13 protein-coding genes and 1 pseudogene are annotated in these 16,807 nt (G+C 26.7%); 4 read left to right on the top strand and 10 right to left on the bottom strand.

Going from position 1 to position 16,807, the window contains the following annotated elements; translation table 11 throughout:
- Positions 1-56: 56 nt before the first annotated feature.
- Positions 57-1,331 (top strand): isopropylmalate/citramalate isomerase large subunit, encoded by a 1,275-nt coding sequence (gene leuC / locus ACPB8Q_RS06965; RefSeq protein WP_423792458.1) that lies wholly within the window; start codon positions 57-59, stop codon positions 1,329-1,331.
- Positions 1,332-2,243 carry an AEC family transporter gene (locus tag ACPB8Q_RS06960; RefSeq protein WP_423792457.1) on the top strand — a complete coding sequence of 304 codons (912 nt, stop codon included), beginning with the start codon at positions 1,332-1,334 and terminating at the stop codon, positions 2,241-2,243.
- Here the strand turns inward: ACPB8Q_RS06960 and ACPB8Q_RS06955 are convergent.
- The 10 genes from ACPB8Q_RS06955 to ACPB8Q_RS06910 all read right to left on the bottom strand — a co-directional run bounded on the left by ACPB8Q_RS06955 (position 2,208) and on the right by ACPB8Q_RS06910 (position 11,824).
- The gene (locus ACPB8Q_RS06955) at positions 2,208-3,083 is read right to left on the bottom strand and encodes a DUF368 domain-containing protein (protein ID WP_423792456.1); all 876 of its coding nucleotides are present in this window, start codon (positions 3,081-3,083) and stop codon (positions 2,208-2,210) included. The two genes, ACPB8Q_RS06960 and ACPB8Q_RS06955, sit on opposite strands and share 36 nt — an antisense overlap.
- A gap of 14 nt (positions 3,084-3,097) precedes the next feature.
- A complete protein-coding gene (locus ACPB8Q_RS06950; RefSeq protein ID WP_423792455.1) occupies positions 3,098-3,877 on the bottom strand; it encodes a Na(+)/H(+) antiporter subunit B in 780 nt (259 codons plus the stop codon).
- The gene (locus ACPB8Q_RS06945; protein WP_423792454.1) at positions 3,874-4,134 is read right to left on the bottom strand and encodes a hypothetical protein; all 261 of its coding nucleotides are present in this window, start codon (positions 4,132-4,134) and stop codon (positions 3,874-3,876) included. Before ACPB8Q_RS06945 ends, ACPB8Q_RS06950 begins: the two co-directional genes overlap by 4 nt.
- On the bottom strand, positions 4,135-5,535 hold the full coding sequence (gene ehbF / locus ACPB8Q_RS06940; protein WP_423792453.1) for an energy conserving hydrogenase EhbF: 1,401 nt from the start codon (positions 5,533-5,535) through the stop codon (positions 4,135-4,137).
- A 4-nt stretch (positions 5,536-5,539) separates the two neighbouring features.
- A complete protein-coding gene (locus ACPB8Q_RS06935; protein ID WP_423792452.1) occupies positions 5,540-5,893 on the bottom strand; it encodes a cation:proton antiporter subunit C in 354 nt (117 codons plus the stop codon).
- A gap of 138 nt (positions 5,894-6,031) precedes the next feature.
- Positions 6,032-7,183: a cation:proton antiporter gene (locus ACPB8Q_RS06930; protein ID WP_423792451.1), complete on the bottom strand. Its 1,152-nt coding sequence runs from the start codon at positions 7,181-7,183 to the stop codon at positions 6,032-6,034.
- 33 nt (positions 7,184-7,216) lie between these two features.
- Entirely contained in the window at positions 7,217-8,125 is a 909-nt protein-coding gene (sppA, locus tag ACPB8Q_RS06925; protein ID WP_423792450.1) for a S49 family peptidase, read from the bottom strand.
- Between the two features lie 38 nt (positions 8,126-8,163).
- Entirely contained in the window at positions 8,164-9,648 is a 1,485-nt protein-coding gene (mmp3, locus tag ACPB8Q_RS06920; RefSeq protein WP_423792449.1) for a methyl-coenzyme M reductase-associated protein Mmp3, read from the bottom strand.
- Positions 9,623-10,591, bottom strand: a complete 969-nt coding sequence (locus ACPB8Q_RS06915; RefSeq protein ID WP_423792448.1) for a tetratricopeptide repeat protein — start codon at positions 10,589-10,591, stop codon at positions 9,623-9,625. Before ACPB8Q_RS06915 ends, mmp3 begins: the two co-directional genes overlap by 26 nt.
- Before the next feature lie 36 nt (positions 10,592-10,627).
- The gene (locus ACPB8Q_RS06910) at positions 10,628-11,824 is read right to left on the bottom strand and encodes an S-layer protein (protein WP_423792447.1); all 1,197 of its coding nucleotides are present in this window, start codon (positions 11,822-11,824) and stop codon (positions 10,628-10,630) included.
- Between the two features lie 132 nt (positions 11,825-11,956).
- Here ACPB8Q_RS06910 and ACPB8Q_RS06905 point away from each other — a divergent pair.
- Both ACPB8Q_RS06905 and cobN read left to right on the top strand, forming a co-directional pair.
- Positions 11,957-13,098: pseudogene (locus tag ACPB8Q_RS06905) on the top strand (ATP-binding protein).
- 176 nt (positions 13,099-13,274) lie between these two features.
- Positions 13,275-16,805, top strand: a complete 3,531-nt coding sequence (gene cobN / locus ACPB8Q_RS06900) for a cobaltochelatase subunit CobN (protein WP_423792446.1) — start codon at positions 13,275-13,277, stop codon at positions 16,803-16,805.
- The last annotated feature ends 2 nt before the right edge of the window (positions 16,806-16,807 follow it).

Here is a 16,807-nt window from a genome sequence, read left to right as displayed (position 1 = left end):
ATTTTTTATAATTAGATATAAATTTGGGTTATTAAATTTTATAACTTGGTGATGATATGGGAATGACTATTGTTGAGAAGATATTAGCAAGAGCATCAGGAAAAAAAGAAGTTTCTCCTGGAGATATAGTAATGGCTAAAATAGATAGAGCTATGGTGCATGATATAACAGGTCCATTAACTGTTAAAGTTTTAGAAAAGTATGGAATAGATAAAGTTTGGGATAATGAGAAGATAGTTATTTTATTTGACCATCAAGTTCCAGCAGATTCTATAATCTCAGCAAATAACCATATTTTAATGAGAAAATTTGTAAAAAAACATAATATAAAGTATTTCTATGATATAAGAGAGGGTGTTTGTCATCAAGTTCTACCAGAGAAGGGGCATGTAGCTCCTGGAGAGGTTTTAGTTGGAGCTGATTCTCACACTTGCACACATGGGGCTTTGGGAGCATTCTCTACTGGAATTGGTTCAACAGATATGGCTTATGTATTTACAACAGGAGAACTTTGGTTTAAAGTTCCTGAAACACTCTATTTCAATATAAATGGTGAGTTAAAGGATTATGTTACTTCAAAAGATATAATCCTTTCAATAATTGGAGAGGTTGGAGTTGATGGAGCTACTTACAAAGCTTGTCAATTTGGTGGAGAAACAGTAAAAAACCTCTCCATAGCTTCAAGAATGACTATGACTAATATGGCTATTGAAATGGGAGGAAAAACAGGAATTATTGAGCCAGATGAAAAAACTATTCAATATGTAAAGGAAGCTATGAAAAAACACAATACTGAGAGAGAATTTAAACCTATAAAAGGAGATGAAGATGCAGAATTTGAAGAAGTTTATGAAATAGAGGCAGATAAAATAGAACCTGTATTTTCATGTCCTCACAATGTAGATAATGTAAAACAATGTAGAGAAGTGGCTGGAAAGCCAATAGACCAAGTATTTATTGGAAGTTGCACAAATGGTAGATTTGAAGATTTACAAATGGCAATAAAAATTATAGAAAAAGCTGGTGGAATTGCTGATGATGTTAGAGTTATTGTAACTCCTGCTTCAAGAGAAGAATATTTAAAAGCATTAAAAGCTGGAATTATTGAGAAATTTATAAAATATGGATGTGTTGTTACAAATCCTTCATGTTCTGCTTGTATGGGTTCATTGTATGGAGTTTTAGGAGATGGAGAAGTTTGTGTTTCAACATCTAATAGAAACTTTAAAGGAAGACAAGGTTCCTTAAAAGCAGAGATTTATTTAGCATCTCCAATAACAGCAGCAGCATGTGCAGTTAAAGGAGAACTAACAGACCCAAGAGATGTATAAATGATAATATTAACAATAATTACTTTGGTTTTATTTGGGTATTTACTAAAATTTTTTAATATTGTAGAGGAAGAACATTCAAAAATACTTAGTAGGATAGTAGTTCATCTAACAATGCCAGCAACTATTTTTTTAACTATTCTTAAAAATTTAAATAGTTCTGAAATATTCACTTTCTTAAAATTGCCAATTGTTATAATAATTACATTCTCTTTCTGTGGATTACTTGCTTATATAGTTGGAAATTATCTTTTAAAATTAGATAGAGAAAGTTTGGGAGGATTTATTTTAGTTTGTATGTTAGCTAACACTGGATTTTTGGGATATCCTGTTATCTTAGGATTATTTAATACTGAGGGATTGGTAAGAGCTATATTTTGTGATTTAGGTAGTGTTTTTGTTACTATGTTGTTAGGTAGTTATGTGGGAATAAAGTTTGGTTGTGGAGAAGGAAAAAACATAATTGTTGAGATGATAAAGTTTCCTCCATTAGTCGTAGGTATTTTAAGTATTATCTTAGTTTTATTTAATTTTGATTTAAACTATTTGCCTAAGTTCTTTTTAAAGAGTTTAGAGTATCTTTCTTCTGCAACAGTTCCTTTAATTATGCTCTCTCTTGGTTTATCTTTATCTCCAAGGGCTATAAAATATTCAATAGTTTTGAGTTTTATAGTTTGTATATTTAGGTTTATATTATCTCCTACATCAGCCTATATATTATCAAGTATATTTAATATTACTGGATTAGAGAAAAAAGTTTTATTGGTTGAGAGTTCAATGCCCTCAGCTATGATGTCTTTTGTTTTAGGAAGTATTTACAACCTTAATATTAAATTAATATCTTCTGCTATTTTTATAACAACTTTAACATCTTTCTTAGTTATAGGATTTTGGGAGTTTGTATTTAGATAGATAATTTAAAACACTAACAGTAATAATTCCAAAAATTAGAAGAATTATGCATAAAAAAATATCTCCATTCTCTGATAATATTTTATCAATTGGCACTTTTAAAGCTCCAAGCATCAGTCCTAATAAAAAAGATACTGTCAAAGATTTGAAGTTTTTTAGTAAATAATATATAATCCTCGAAAAGCTCATTAATCCAACAAAACCACCTAAGGAAAATACAAATAAAACTACAAAATCAAGGTTTTTAACGGCTGATATTAGATAATCATACTTATTTAAAAATACTAAAATATATGAGCCAGATATTCCTGGAAGAATCATAGCACACACAGCCAAAGCTCCTGAGATAAAAATTGATAATAGAGAGTTATCTAAGCTTAATAAGCTATAACTTGATATAAAAATAGCTAATACAAACCCAAAAATGAATGAAAAAATATTCTCTAAACATATATCCTCTATCTCTTTAACAATTATTAAAGAAGAGCTTAAAATTAAACCTACAAAGAAAGAATATAAATAAGCAGGATAATTAGCTAATAGATAATGGATGATGTTTGACATTAAAAAAATTGCTGATAAAATTCCTAAAAATAGGGGAATAAACAAAGAATAGTCATTATCTTTAATACAATTAAACACTTTTTTTGTATCTCCTTTAATAGTCCAATATATTGCACTCTTTATATTCTTACTCAACTTATATATCCCCTTAATCAATCTTTTATAAATTCCAACTATTAAAGCAATTGTCCCTCCTGAAATTCCTGGAATAATATCTGCAGTGCCCATTAAAAATCCTTTAAAATAAATTAAAATATACTCTTTGAATTTTTTCAATTAAATCCCTTATATTATTTTAGATGTTCTTCTGGTTCTTCTATTTTCTCTATAATTACCTTCTCGCAAGATAATAGGAATATTGCTGTTGATAAGCTTGCTAAAACCTTTAATCCAACTGCAATATTTAAATATGGAATAATTCCAGCTGCAATAGGTCCTGGGAATATATCAACTCCAAATAATGTTTTAAAGTTTATTAAATATATTCCAAATAAAAACATTCCTATAAATCCAATAAAAATATATGCTAATGCTCCAAATGTTTCTAACTTCTCTAAAAAATGATGGTCAAACCAGAGAGGAGAGTTGGAACCAAAGGCAACTATTGATACAATAAAAGCTGATGCTATTAAAGCACCTCCCTGGAAACCTCCTCCTGGTGTTATATGCCCACCTAATATAGTCAATATTCCCAAGGCAACTAAAAATATTGATAGCGGATAAGCTAAATATTTAATCATTAGAGTGAATTCTCCCCATCTTTGGAGAGTTATATAATCATCTGATGTTGGAGCTTTAAATAACTCTTTTAAATATCTATAATCATACAAAGATTTTCCAAAAATTGTCCAAGATACCATAACTGCAACTATTAAAACTAAACATTCTCCTAATGTATCATATCCCCTCCAATCAAATAGTATAGCTGTTACATAATTTGGGACAATGTAGTCCTTTAAATATATTATATTAACTCCTGGATTTACTTTTATATTGGCTAATGTATTGATTATTGAAGCTCCAAAAACTAAAAATGATATTCCTACCATTAAATCTCTTTTTGCTGTCATCTTATCCCTTTAATTATAAATAAGATAAATGCAATTACTCCTAAAAATATTGATATCCAAAATAATTGATTATTTAGAGAGTTGTTATTCTCTTTCTTAAATATTTTTACTATTGGTTTATATGATAGTGAGATTCCAACAACAATTAAACCAATAAATATAGCTAAGCTAATTCCATAGATTTTTCCAATAGATAATGCCCCAAATATAAACAAGATATATAGAAGATAGTTTCCAGTTTCTTCCTCATTGTTCATTTAATCCACCAAATTTATGAGATATTTTAAAATTATATCAGGATATACTCCAAATAGTATAGTTAAAATAACTAAAACTATCATTGAAAATATGGCACTTTTTGGAACTTTAATTTTATCATATTCATAATTTGTAGGTCTTAAAAATATTAAGTAGAATGCTTTTGTCATATAAATAAAACTACCAATACTTGCTAAAATCATTATTATTGCTATTTCAGGATAGTATATAATTACTTCTTTAATTATTAAGAGCTTACTTTGAAATCCTCCTAAAAATGGAATTCCAGCAGCTGATAACATTAGAATTAGTGTCAATAATGCTAATAATGGTGTTTTGTCTATTAATCCTCCCAATTTTTCTAAATTAGGACATCTTATTGAACTAATAACATAAGCCATAATAAACAGTCCTGCTTTGAAGATGACACTATTTATAATATGAAATATTCCTGCTACAATAGCTAATGGTGTTCCTAATGCTAATCCAATAGATGCAAATCCAACATGACTTATAGAGGAATATGCTAAAAGTCTTTTTAAATCTTTTGATACTAATGCCAAAACAGTTCCAAAAACAATAGCTAAAACAGATAGGAATATTAAAATTCCTTGTGTTATTGAATAAACAGCTAATCCACTAAATATTTTAATAATAACTAAAAATACTCCTACTAAAACAAATTTTGAATACATTTGTAAAATAGATGATATAAATCCTTTTGCTCTACTATATAAATCAGCTTTTATTATATGAAATGGAGGCAATCCTGAGCTGTATGCTAAACCAACAATTAACAACATTAATCCTGCATAAACAACAGGATTATCTACAATATAGTTCTTAATATCAGATATGTTTAAAGAGCCAGTTACAGCTAATAAGAAAGCTATTCCTAACAACATAAAGCTTCCAGCAACTACTCCAATTATTGTGTATCTTAAACCAGCTTTATAACTCTCCTCTGTCCCAGATAAAAATACTAATCCTGCTTGAACCATAGAAACAATTTCAAAAAATACATATAAGTTAAATAAATCATCACTTAATATTATTGCTGCAACTCCTGCAAATCCCATTAAAGTTAAGACAACAAACATATTATTTTTTAATCTTTCAGACATCCCAGTTATTAAAGAGAGAGAAACAATCAATGACAGAATTATCAATAAAGCTTGTTTTCCTGAGTTGTATAGATAGGCTATTCCTGTTGTATATCCATCAACTACTCCATGCCCACCAAAATAGTAATATCCATAGTTTCCAATAAATGGTAGAATAATTAAAGATATTGCTAAAAAGTATGTTAAATACTTAACAACTCTCTCCTTTCCATGTAGAAGATTTAAAATCAATGCCATAGTTATTGGAAAAAGAACTATTATTGGTAGAAGATTCATTTTATCAATCCTCTTTTAAGATAACTGATGCTTTTAATGTCTTATATTTTTTATAGAGAATTATTGAAACACCTAATATTATAGCCAACATTGAAGCTTCAATTACTATGTTTGTTAAAACTAATGCCTGAGTTAAAGGATAAGAAGCATTTTTAATAAAAAATTCTTCAGAAACACCTGGAAGTTTTATGGGGATAGTATTCCTATATCCCATAGTAATTAAAACTAAATTTACTCCATTACCTAAAATTTCTAATGCAATAACTTTCTTTAAAATATTATCAACAAAAAAAACACCATACAATCCTATAACTATTAATATTCCTGAGGTTATAAATGAAACTGTTTGAAAGTCCATAACCTTCACAATCTATCATTATTAATAATGACAAATTAATATTTGGATTATATAAATGTTATGTTTGTTTAAATTATACTAAAAGATTTTAATATATTTATATATATGTAAAAATTTATATTAATATTGTTTTAAACACTATTTCTTAACATTCAAATATATATTTTTAAAAACTATTGGTACTAATGTTGAACTAACAACAGATAAAGCAACAATAGCAAAAAATAAATTATTATCTATAATTCCTAATTCCACTCCAATATTAGCAGCTACTAATGAGGCAGAAATTTTTGGGACTGTCAATATAGCTCCTAATTTAGCCTTAATGTTATCAAATTTTAGAAATCTAAGGGCAATATATCCTGATAAATATTTAGAAAGAATTGCTGTTATAATAATTATAAATATTAGCTTTAAATTATTTATATCAAATAAAACCCAGAAATTAGTTTCCATTCCCAATACTAAAAAGAATATAGGTATAAAAAATCCATATCCAATAGCATTTAAATTTTTATTTAAAAGTTCATCATGCTCTTCTTTTGTTAAAGCTTCACTTATAGCTACTCCACAAATAAAAGCAGCAACTATTGGATGAATTCCTATAACTTCCCCTAAAATTATTGCTATAAAAATAATAAATAGAACATAATGAATCCTTTGAATATGTAACTTCTCTAAAAGTTTAAAGGCATATTTTGAGATAATTGGTAAAAAGAGAACTAAAATGGCAATATATATTAAACTCTCAGTTATAAATAACCATATATCTGATGAATTTGTGCTTAATTTTATCACAACGGAAAGTAAAAGTAGAGTTAATAAATCAATTGTTATAGTGGAACTTAACAAAATAGTTCCTAATCTACTTTTAACTAATTTTAGTTCTTCTAATATACTATAAACAATAGCCACAGAGTGAGAAGCAAATATAACAGACATTAATAAATTTCCTATTAAATTTAATTTTAAAAGAGTTCCAATATAGAAACCTACTATTCCAGGAATAACAAGAGAAAATATTGATAATAATATTGAGTTTTTAAACTCTTTTTTTAATGTTTCATTATCCACTTCTAAACCTGCTAAGAACATTAACATTATTGCTCCAAAATCTGCTAAAACTTTTAAAGTTGTATCTATTTGAAGAATTTTAAAACCATAAGGCCCTATAATCATCCCAGCAAGCATTATAGATGTTATAGCAGGAATATTAAACCTTTTTAGGATATTAGGCACTATAAAAATGATAGATAAAACTATAAAAAAGATATAGTAATATTCATCCATATTTCCCCTAATCCAAATAATTAAATTTTATACTTAATATAACCTTATCTTTTCATTTTTCACTAAAACCTCTCCAATACCATTTCCAATTCCTAAACCTAAATAATACATTAATGTTTTTAAACCAAACAATCCTGAACTACTTTCTAATCCATATTCTTCAATTGATGGATTTGATACATTTGCCAACTTCTCAAGAATTTTTAAAGCTTTTTCTTTATCTCCTACTTCATCTACTAATCCAACTTTTACAGCATCTTCTCCACTATATATCTTTCCATCTGCTATTTCAAATGTATAATTTAAGGATAAATTTCTATTTTCAGCAACCCATTTAACAAAATATATGTATGTTTCATTTATTAGCTTTTGTAGATATCTTTTTTCCTCTGGTGTCATTGGTCTATATGGTGAGCCAATATCTTTATATTTTCCAGCTTTTATTACAGTTACATTAATTCCAAGCTTTTTCATCAAACCATAATAATGAACAATATCCATCCTAACTCCTATACTTCCAACTATAGAGTCCCTATGAGCAACTATATAATTGGCTGGAGCTGAAACCATATATGCTCCTGAAGCATCTAATGTTTCAACATAGACAACTACTGGCTTTTTTTCTCTAAGTTTTTTAACAGCATTAGCTAAATCTTCACTTGCTACTACTTCTCCTCCAGGGGAATTAACTACTAATAAAACTCCTTTAACAGAGTTATCTTCTCTCAATTTGTTTAATAACTTTATGTAATATCTTGCATCTTTCTTTTCTGTTGGGAATATTGAATTATCTTCTGAGTAATCATAATAAATAGGACCATTTAGATAAACAATAGCTATTTTATTTCCAAAACTAAAATCTCCTAAAAAATAAATTCCTGCAGCAAAAATAGATACTGTTAAAAGAAACAAAATAAGGATAAGTATATATATCTTTTTCATTCTACTCCCTCAAAGTAAAAAGTTTTATTGTAAAAAGTTTATTTTTTTAGTAAGATATAAACCTCATCTCCTGTTCTAACTTTATTTAATATCTCATAATTTTCTACAACTCTACCCACAATATTTGTCTTTTCAAAACTTTCCCCTGTTGGCCCAAACTTATCACTATCACTTAACCTAACTCCAATCATTCCCTTATATCTACTAACCATGTTTGTAACTCCAATTTCATAAGCTTTAACTACATCTTTTGGAGTATTTTCTGGAAGGAGACCTTTTGCATATTCAGGATTTCCTTTAAACATAACAACATCTTTATGTTTGAAATATACATGAAGTTTTCCTACTCTTATTGTTGTTAAACCTGTTGTCTTTCTAAAATACCATGATGTTATTGGGGCTTTATCTTCATACAACTCAATAACCAATATCTTGCTTTTATCTAAACATTTTAATTTAACTTTTTTAGTTTTTAATACATCTAATGTATATTTTGGCTCTTGCTCAACAACTATCCCATTTCCTTCAACATCTACCTCAATATTGTATTTTTTTAATTTCTCTAATGCTTCATCTAACTCCAATCCTATGACACATAACCTTTCAGGAATTGTTTTAACAGTTAATATTCCAGAATCTGAGAAATCAACTAACTCTAAACCTTCTTTAACTTTTCCTACAACAGTGTGAGATAAGGAGGAAGTTCTACTTTCTTTGTAGATATAAACTTTTCCTTCACCAACTCCAAAGTTCCTAACTGTTATGGTTCCCCTATCTCTATCAATTAGATTACCTTCCTCTATCTTTAAAGTTTGTAATCTTGAATCAGCTATGTATGTATTTGTACTATCTGATACTTCAAAAATATTATCTTCCATCACTGCTAAACAGTGCTCTACACTTTCAGCTGGTCCATCAAATTCAGCTGTAAAGTATGTATATATTTCCCAACCATCCTCCAACTCTAAATCTAAGTTTGTAGTTGTAATATAATCAACTGCTTCTTTTTCTTCTCTTATTGGTTCTATATCTATTATATAATCCCCTAACTCTAAGTTAGACAAAACCCATTTTCCTCCAACAACTCTTCCAATCTTTGGCTCTTTTAATCCATAAATCCCAGATGTTTTTTTAGTTATAAAAATTAAGTGTCCTTCATCTATATCTAAACCACTAAGAGATAAAAGAACATCCCATTTTTCAAATTTTTTCTCTTCATCTGAAATCTCTAAATCTATTCTTGTAGGTCCAAAGGCAATATCAACTCCACTAACCCATCTTAATTTTTTAACAAAATTCTTATAATTATTTAAAAAGAAATTAGCAGTTTCATTATCTTCTGTTATAGCAATAGTTATATTCCCTTTATTTGTCTTAATTAAGAATCTTCTACCTTCTTCAGATTCTTTTTTAATTCCTTTAATTATAACTATATTTGCACCTTCTTTATAAAACTCTCCCTTAACTACATCTCTTAAATACTTCCCTTCTTTTTCTTTATTGTTTATTTTCACTTTCGCCATGATTATCAGCTTCAAATAGTTGATTGTATATATCTAAAGCTTCTTCATATTTTCCTAATCTTTCTAAAACACCAGCCTTATGTAGCATAGCTAAATATACAGTATAGTTCATATGTTTTTCTTTAGTTGATATAATTTTATTATATAACTCTAAAGCTTTTTCATATTTTTTGGCTTTTTCATAAGCCATAGCTAAATATAAAATTGCTTCTAAATCATTAGGATATTTCTTTAAGTATTCTTCCAAATGGTTTATAGCTTCTTTTACATCTCCAATTATTAGCTCTAAATGACCTAAATCTTTATGAACATGGAACAAATCCTTTTTTAGCTCCATAGCTACATAAAGACATTTTAAAGCCTCTTCAAAATTGCCAATTTCTTTTAGCCACTTACCTTTTAGATACCATGCATATCCATCATCCTTATCAATCTCTAACAGTTTATCAATAATTTTAATAGCTTCTTCTACTTTTCCAAAGGAATGAAGTAATGTAGCTTTTAATCTAAGTGCATGGGCATGTTTATCATCTTTTTTTAGGATTTTATCTAAAACTTTGAGAGCTTTATCATACTCCCCTATCTCAACATATATTATAGCCTCTAAGAGTTGTGTAGTTATAGTTTCTCCAAGAATTTTTGAAAAGTTGTTGATACATTCAATACAGTTATCAAAATCCCCATATACAAAATAAAGATTCATTAATTTATTTAAAATAATGGCATTTTGTTTATTATATATTAAATTTAGTTTTTCATATTCAGTAATTGATTCTTTTAGTTTTCCTAAACATTCATAACATAAACCTTTTAGAAATATTGCATATTTGTTAGCTTCATCTTTTTTTAGGATTTCATCTAAATAATCAATTGCCTCTTCAATTTTGTTTTTTTCTGCTAGTGTAATAGCTTCTAATAGTAATTTTAACTTTTCAGCTTCCATATATCTACACCATTATTTGGGTTAATGATGTGGTATCTAATTTACAAATATTATGTTTTTGTTAATTCTATTACTTATAAAATATTCAATTGCTTTTTTAGTCCCAACCCTATCACTTCCAGCAAGAACATAAATATAATATTTATTATTGTAAGGATTCTTTATTTTTGCAATAACCCCTTTACCTTTTCCTGGATAGTTGTTAGTAATATTTACTTTTAAATAACCTTCATCAATTAAATACCTTACATATTTATTAACTACTGGACCTCCAATTAAAATAATATCTCTGTCTATTTTTAATAAATTAATGCCATAAATATCTTCTAAACCAAAATGTAATTTTTTATTTTCATCTATTTTTCTGTCTTTGTAATATAAATAAATAGTTCCATTGTTATTAATTGCATATAAATTGTTATCTATCTCTAAAAGTTCTTTATTAGTTAGATTATAAACCTCAGTTTTGTTATAAATAACTTTAAACATTGAGTAGTTTCCAACAGATTTTATATATTCAATTAAATAATTCAAAAATTTAATTTTATTGGTTTTATTTACTTCCAATTCCACATACTTACTATTTATATCAACTACTTTATATCCATCAATATAATTCCCAACAGATATTTTTTTAATATCATAGACTTTAAATTGTAATTTTTTAGAATATTTTGAGTAATTGGAATATATTATCTCAAAATCTTTGTAATAATAAGGCTTTCCTAGATTCAATTTTATAGATTCAGAAGAACTATTTTTTGATATATTTACTATAACATTTGAATAATCTAATGAAACTAAAACAATACTTATATTATATTCTTTATAACTAAAAGAGCTGTTTGTTATAAATTCCTCTGAATTATTTGATTTTAATATAATATAATCATCTTCTATTTTGTAAAGTTTATAATTTCCAAGAATTATTGGATTTGAAACATTAACATATAAATATTTAAAAACTACTGAGTTGTTATCTCTTTCAAATGTTATTTTTGAATTATCTAAGTATAGTATATCATCAGCAAAAATATAATCTACATTATGCCTAAATAAATAAAGAGTGTTATTTGATGAATTATACTTTATATATGAATAAAAATCATCTAAAAGAGGTTGAGAGTTTATATAATCAACAGTTGATTTATTAACTACAATTATAGGATTAGACATTGCTAAAACAGATGGTAATATTGTAAGAATAGTTATTATAAATAGCTTTTTTATCAATATTTCACCTCAATATAGTATTTTAAAGTTATTTTATATTCTTAAAATAAATAATCTTTTTGGTTCTAATTAATAATAAAATTAAAAACAACTATATTGAAACTGTTTCAAAATTTGTTTTGGTGGGGAATTATGAAATTTTTTAATAGGGAGGAAGAGATAAGAGAGATACTCTCAATAATAGAGAGTGAGCCAAGTTTTATATATTTTATATATGGACCAATAAACTCTGGGAAGACGGCTTTAATAAATGAGATAATTAATAATAGGTTAGATAAGGATAAGTATGTTATTTTTTATTTTGATTTGAGGGAGATATTTATATCAAGATATGATGATTTCATAAGAATCTTGTTTAAAACATACACTCCGAAAAAATCTTTTTTTGACTGGTTAAAAAATCTTTTAAAACCATTAATTAAAGATAGCCCTGACTTTATAGATATTCCTTCCATTGCTTCAATAACATCTAATGTTTTAACAGGCATACCAATACCTAAAAATCTATTAAACCAATTATTAAAAGATAAAAATTCAGATGATGTTTTTAATTATCTAACTAAAATTTTTTTAGAAGTTAAAAAAGAAGGAAAGCAACCAATAATAATATTAGATGAATTGCAAAAAATAGGAGATTTAAAAATAAATGGATTTTTGATTTATGAACTATTTAATTATTTTATTTCCTTAACTAAGCATAAACACCTATGCCATGTTTTTTGTTTATCCTCTGATAGCTTGTTTATTGAGAAGGTTTATAATGAAGCTATGTTGGATGGTAGAGCCAAATATATCTTAGTAGATGATTTTGATAAAAAAACTGCTTTAAAATTTATAGATTTTCTATCTGAAGAGATTTTAAATAAAAAACTCTCTAATGATGAGAAAGAACTTATTTATTCTTATGTTGGTGGAAAGCCAAAGGATATTAAATATGTTGTTGAAGAGCTTGAATTTAAGGAGTTAAAAGAAGTTTTAGATTATTTACTTAAAGATGCTATTCAGAAGTTGGATATGTTTTTAGAGGTCTTAGATTATTCAAAACCAAAAGTAAGTATTGGAGATGATGTTATTGAAATAAAAAAGAGGATATAATTAAAGCCCTAAAATTGTTTAAAGATAAATATATAATTGATAAAAAAGAAATTCCTACTCCTATTTATATCTATTTAGTTAAAAAGAATATTCTCTTCCTAAATCCTGTCAATGGAATCCTTAAACCTCAATCCTTCCTAATTTGGATTGCTATAAAGAGATTACTAAATATATGTTGATACTAAAAGCTCTCTAACTTATTTTAATGAATTTTTTACTAATATTAATTATTATAAACAATTAATTATTAATAAATGATGAAATCTTTTTATTACATATAATAATAAAATATTTAATATTATGTATTATTATTACCCTAATGAAGATGTTTTTTATAATATCTAAAAGTGAGAATATGAAAATTGTCTTCTATATGTGGGCTTCTTACTGTTCTATATTAAATAAAGCATTAGAGGAGTTAAAAAAAGACATTGATATTGAATATAAAATATACTCAAACAGAGAACCAATTGATGAAAAATTTTTAGATGATATTAAAGATGCTGATTTAGTTTTTATTTATAAGACATCTTCTGATGATATTCCTCTGTCTAAAATAGAGAAAATAAACAAAAATGTAATTATTACTTCACAATATCCTGAATTTTGGAATTCTGAAAAATCAAAGAAATGCTATCTATTTACAACATATGGAGGAATTGAAAACTTTAAAAATTTAGTTTTATATTTATTGGGTTATGATGTAGATGTAGTAAAAAAACCTTTTCAAGGAATTTACTATAAAGGGGAAGTTTTTGAAGAGTTAGAAGAATTTTTAAGTAAATATAAATTTACAAAAAAATATACAGTTGGAGTTTTATTTTCAAGGCACTATTTAGTTAATGAAGATATGGATGTTATTAAAAAATTAATTAAAAGGTTAGAAAAAGAGTTTAATGTAATTCCTGTCTTTACTTATGGAGCTAAGTGTGAAGAGCTAAATGCATTAGGTAGTGGAGAATCTATTCTAAAATACTTCTTTAAAGATGGAAAACCACTTATTGATGCTCTAATAAATTTATTATCATTTCCTTTAAATACAGTTAAAGACAACTCAGGATTAAATAAGAATTCAGGAGTAGAAATATTAAAGAAATTAAATGTTCCTATTTTCCATCCAGTTGTTAGCTATTATAACAACTACAAATCTTGGAAAGAGAATAAAGAAGCTTTATCTTATGAGATAGGTTGGACTATATCAATGCCAGAATTAGAAGGAATTATAGATCCTATAATTATAGGAACAACAGAAAATTTAAATGGATTAGAAAAAAAGAGAGCTATTGATGAAAGAATTGATAAAGTTGTAAGAAGAATTAAAAGATGGATAGAATTAAAATACAAACCTAAAAAGGATAGAAAGGTTATTTTTGTTTTACACAGTTCTGCATGTTCATCATTAGAGGTAACAATAGGTAGTGCTGCACATTTAGATAGTTTAGAGAGTGTAATTAGAATTATGAAAAAACTAAAAGAAAATGGATACTATGTAGAGAACATCCCAAAAGATGGAAAAGAGCTCATTAATCTAATTTTAGAGAAAAAAGCAATATCAGAGTTTAGATGGACTACTGTAAATGAGATAGTTGCAAAAGGAGGTTATCTCTATCTAATGGATGAAAATGAATATTATGAATTTTTCAATAATCTACCTGAAAAAGTTAAAAAAGAAGTTATAGACACTTGGGGAAACCTAAATGAAGGAATGATTTATAAAATCAACAACAAGAAAAAAATTGTAATAACTGGTTTAAAATTTGGAAATGTCTATGTATGTGTGCAACCAAAAAGAGGTTGCTTTGGAGCAAGATGTGATGGAGAAGTTTGTAAAATCTTACATAATCCTGAATGTCCTCCAACACATCATTATTTAGCCACATATAAATATTTTAATGATATTGGAGATGTAATAGTTCATGTAGGAACACATGGAACATTAGAATTCCTCCCAGGAAAAAATGTAGCTCTTTCTGATGAGTGCTATCCAGATATTTGTATTGGAGATATTCCACATCTATATATCTACAATTCAGATAATCCACCAGAAGGAACAATAGCAAAAAGAAGAAGTTATGCAGTAATTATTGACCACATGCAGACAGTAATGGTAGATGCCTTTTATGAGGAGTTGGAAACATTAAATAACTATATAGAGGAGTATTTAAAAGAGATGGATAACTCAAGAAGACATCAATTAGAACATTTAATAATAGAAGAAATAAAAAAGACAAATTTCAAAAAAATTAAAGATAAAATCAATAAAATAGAAAGAGAAGGAAAAATACATGAAAAATTTAGTGAAATTTTTGAAGATATTAGAAATACCTTAGAATTAATAAAAAATACAAAATGTAATGATGGAATGCATATTTTTGGAGAAAAACCAAAAAATAGAGTTGAATATATTAGAAGCATTTTAGAGTTTGAATATAACAATAAAAATCTAAAAGAATGTATTAAAAAAGTTTTAGATGGAGAAGAAATTGAAGATGCTGAATTATCTAACAAAATTAAAGACATAAACAAAAGAATTGAAGAAAGTGATGAAATTTTATCATTACTTAGAGGACTCAATGCTGAATATATTGAGCCAGGACCTTCTGGATTAATAACAAGAGGTAATTATGATATTCTCCCTACTGGTAGAAACTTTTATTCATTAGACCCATATAAAGTCCCAACAAGGTCAGCATATAGAGTAGGAGTATTATTAGCTGAAAAATTAATTGAAAAATATCTACAAGAAGAAAACAAATATCCAGAAAATATAGCTTTATATTGGATGGCTTCTGATATAATGTGGGCTGATGGAGAAGGTTTAGGAATGATGTTATACTTATTGGGAGTTAAACCAAGATATAAAGGAGGAAAAGTTGTAGATGTTGAAATAATTCCATTAGAGGAATTAGGAAGACCAAGGATAGATGTAACTGTTAGAGTTAGTGGAATTCTAAGGGATATGTTTCCAAATTGTATAGAACTATTAGATAGGGCTATTTTAAAAGTAGCTAAGTTAGATGAACCATTAGAGATGAACTTTATAAAAAAACATACAATTGAAAATTTAAAAAAAGGATTATCATTTAGAGAAGCTACATATAGAATATTTAGCTCTCCACCAGGAACTTATGGAAATGGAGTTAAATATGCTATTTATTCAAGTGCTTGGGAGAATGAAGAAGATTTAAAAGATGTATTTATTTATTGGAATTCTTATGCCTATGGTAAAGGAGTTTATGGGAAAAAGGCAGATAGAGCATTTAAAGAAATTTTGAAAAGTGTTGATATATCATTTAATAAAGTAGTAACTGATGAGTATGACTTATTAGGATGTTGTTGTTACTTTGGAACTCATGGAGGACTAACAAATGCTGTAAAAACTCTAAAAAGGGAAGATATAAAAGTTTATTATGGAGATACAAGAAAATTAAACAATGTAGAAATCAGAACTTTAAAGGAAGAAATAGAAAGAGTTACATTATCTAAACTATTAAATCCTAAGTGGATAGAAGGAATGAAAAGACATGGTTATAAAGGGGCTGGAGATATTGCCAAAAGAATTGGTAGGTTGTATGGATGGAGTGCTACAACAAAAGAAGTTGATAAATGGATATATGATGAGATATTTAATACATTCATAAAAAACAAAGAAAACAGAGAATTTTTCAAAGAAAATAACATATATGCTTTAGAAGAAATCAGCAGAAGATTGTTAGAGGCATATCAAAGAGGTTTATGGAAAGCTGATGATGAAACAATAAATGAGTTAAAAATGATTTATTTAGAGTTAGAGGGAGATTTAGAAGAAAATTATAATATGGATTATGGAGAATATCAAGGAGGAAATATATATATTAAAAAAGATTGGAAAAAATTTGTTAAATAAAA

This window comes from Methanocaldococcus indicus (assembly GCF_049554935.1).
Lineage (GTDB): Archaea > AGJL01 > Methanococci > Methanococcales > Methanocaldococcaceae > Methanocaldococcus > Methanocaldococcus indicus.
The sequence above is the reverse complement of the archived record's forward strand: the minus strand, read 5'-3'. Positions and strand labels throughout refer to the sequence as shown.